This window comes from Frankia sp. CcWB2 (genome assembly GCF_977927585.1).
Genome location: NZ_CDWRCM010000025.1, coordinates 6,505 through 9,215, shown reverse-complemented (window position 1 = coordinate 9,215; position 2,711 = coordinate 6,505). Strand labels below are relative to the sequence as shown.

The following is a 2,711-nucleotide window of genomic DNA, read 5'->3' as shown; positions in this document are numbered from 1 at the left end:
CGCATGATCGAGCTGCGTAACGCCCAGCGGTTCGACGAGGCCCGGGCATGGTCCCGGACGCTGTGGGCGAGCCTGGGCGGGGACCGCACGCAGATCGTGGAGGCGGCCATCCGCCGTCAGTACGAGGTGCTGTTCGCGGCGTTCCCGACCCCGACCTACCTGACCTTCGGCAACGTCGATCTGCCGCACCTGTATCCTGAGTACCTGCGCGACGGCGTCACCCTGCTGGACGGGCAGACCACCACGATCGGCGGGTTGCGGTTCGGCTTCGTCGGCGGGGGGCTGCAGACCCCGATGCGCACCCCCTACGAGATTGACGACGACGCCTTCGCCGCCAAGGTCGCCGCGGTGGGCGAGGTCGACGTCCTGTGCTGCCACATCCCCCCGCATATCCCCGAGCTGGTCTACGACATCGAGGCACGCCGCTTCGAGCGCGGCAGTGTGGCGATCCTCGAGGCCATTCACGCGACCCGGCCGCGCTACGTGCTCTTCGGGCATGTGCACCAGCCGTTGACGGCCAGCCTGGAGATCGACGGCACACGCTGCGTGAACGTCGGACATTTCCAGGCTCGGGGGACGCCCTTCGTTCTCGAGTGGTAGCCGGGCGCGCTCGGTGTTCCGGTAGCCTCAGGCGATCGGTCGGGGATTGTTCCCGGGCCCCGGAGAGATCCGGGTTGCCGGTGGGCCGGCGACGCCGTGCTCTTCAGCCGCGCTCGAAGAATGTGGAGGTGCTGTCTGCCATGGCGGACCACGCCCGATCGACGATCGTCATCAACGCCCAGCCCGCCGCGGTGATGGGGGCGATCGTCGACATCTCCGCGTATCCGACCTGGATCGGCCAGATCGAGGAGGCCGAGATCCTCGACATGGGCCCGGACGGCCGTCCCCGGCGCGCCCGGTTCCGGATCAACGCCGTCGTCATCAAGGACGAGTTTGTCAACGAGTACACCTGGAAGGGCGACGATCAGGTCGTCTGGAGCATGGTCGATGGCCAGGCGATGTCGTCGCAGGACGGCAGCTACACCCTGCGCGACCTGGGTGACGGTAGCACCGAGGTGACCTACGACCTCACCGCTGAGACAAAGATCAAGATTCCTGGTCTGCTCCGGCGGAAGGTGCAGAGCGGCATCGTGGATGCCGCTCTCAAGGACCTCAAGAAGTACGTCGAGAGCTGAGCGCACGTGCGGTGTGTGCTCTTCACGGGGAAGGGCGGCGGCGGTACCACCACGGTGGCGGCGGCGACCGCGATCCTCGCCGCTCAACGGGGTCATCGGACCCTCGTGCTGTCGGTCGACCCGGCCGCGGGGCTCGCCGGCGCGCTCGACCACCCGATCGGCGCCGAGCCGACCGAGCTTGAACCGGGGTTGCACGGCCAGCAGGTCGACCTGCGCCGCGCGGTCGAGACCCGGTGGCCGGCCGTACGCGAGGTGCTGGCGGGCACCTGGCCGGCCATCAACGTCGATCCGTTCGACCTGGAGGAGTTGGCCTTCCTGCCCGGGGCCGTCGAGACCCTGACGCTACTCGAACTGCGTGACGGCCTCACCAGTGAGAACTACGACCTGGTGGTGGTCGACGGAGGTTCGGCGGCGGCGCTGGTGCGGCTGCTGGCCTTTCCCGAGACGTTGTCGTGGTACTGCCGCCGGCTGCTGCCGCCCGACGGTGCCTTCGCGCGCTGGCTGCGACCCGGTTTCGGCTGGGCGGCGGCGCTCGGCGGCCGGTGGAGCACGCTGGCGGCCCCCGCCTACGACACCGTCAACCGCCTGCACCGGGCGGCGGTCGACCTGCGCGCGATCCTCACCGACCACGCCACCACCAGCGTCCGGCTGGTGCTGACCCCCGAGAGCTCGGCGCTCGCCGCGGCCCGCGGCAGCTTTACGGCGCTGTCGCTGCATGGGTTCACCCTGGACGGCGTCGTCGTCAACCGGATCTTCCCGTCGGCGAACGCGGACGCCTGGCGGGCGGGGTGGGCCGCCGTTCACCGCGAGCAGCTCGCCGACATCACCGCGGCCTTCATGCCCACCCCCGTCCTCCCGGTCGGCTACCGGGCGGGCGAACCGATCGGCCTGGAGGAGTTGGCCGCCTTCGGCGCGGCGACCTACGGTGAGCTCGATCCGGGGAGTGTTCTCGGGGAGCCGCTCATCGGCTCGAGCGGCCAGCCGCGGGTGGAGCGCACCGAGGACGGGTTCGCGCTGTCCTTCGGGCTGCCGTTCGTCGACGGTTCCCAGATCGATCTGGCCCGGCTGGGTGATGACCTGGTGGTGACCGTGGGGTCGTATCGGCGGGCCGTTCCGCTGCCTGCGGCGCTGCGTCGCTGCGACGTGAGCACCGCCCGGCTGCGTGACGATCGGCTGGTCGTCTCGTTCGTCCCGGACCCGCAGCAGTGGGTGCGGGTATGACCACGCAGCGGTCCACCTCGGGTCGGCCCGGCGGCGCCGGGCCCGACTTCACCACGCCTCCCACCGGCACGCCTCCCACCGGCCCGTCCGCGTCGCCCGGCCGCGGGTCGCTCGCGGTCGAAGCCGCCCTGCTCGCTGACGCCCTGCGGGACTGGGCCGCCTCGCACCTGCCCCCCGGCCATCCCGGTCCCCCCGCATCGTCGGCGGCGGGACCCGCTGCCGACGATGCGGCGTCGATACCCGATCCCCACGCGGATCCGGCGCCGGGACCCGCGGATCACACCTGGCCCTGCGCCGTGTGCCCGCTGTGCCGGC

3 protein-coding genes and 1 pseudogene are annotated in these 2,711 nt (G+C 71.2%); all 4 read left to right on the top strand.

The features are described from left to right. A partial coding sequence (locus ACY45C_RS04725) for a metallophosphoesterase family protein (RefSeq protein WP_462186418.1) occupies window positions 1–600 on the top strand: 600 nt, incomplete at its 5' end. A gap of 140 nt (window positions 601–740) precedes the next feature. Beyond that, a complete protein-coding gene (locus tag ACY45C_RS04720; protein ID WP_462186436.1) occupies window positions 741–1,175 on the top strand; it encodes an SRPBCC family protein in 435 nt (144 codons plus the stop codon). A 6-nt stretch (window positions 1,176–1,181) separates the two neighbouring features. After that, complete coding sequence (locus tag ACY45C_RS04715; RefSeq protein WP_462186417.1) at window positions 1,182–2,396, top strand: ArsA family ATPase; 1,215 nt, start codon at window positions 1,182–1,184, stop codon at window positions 2,394–2,396. After that, window positions 2,393–2,711, top strand: a pseudogene (locus ACY45C_RS04710) (hypothetical protein); the annotation flags it as partial. The gene ACY45C_RS04715 and the pseudogene ACY45C_RS04710, both read left to right, overlap by 4 nt.

What these genes read in the sequence shown, in the direction of transcription:
- ACY45C_RS04720 (WP_462186436.1), top strand. Translation starts at nt 741, where the DNA reads ATGGCGGACCACGCCCGATCGACGATCGTCATCAACGCCCAGCCCGCC.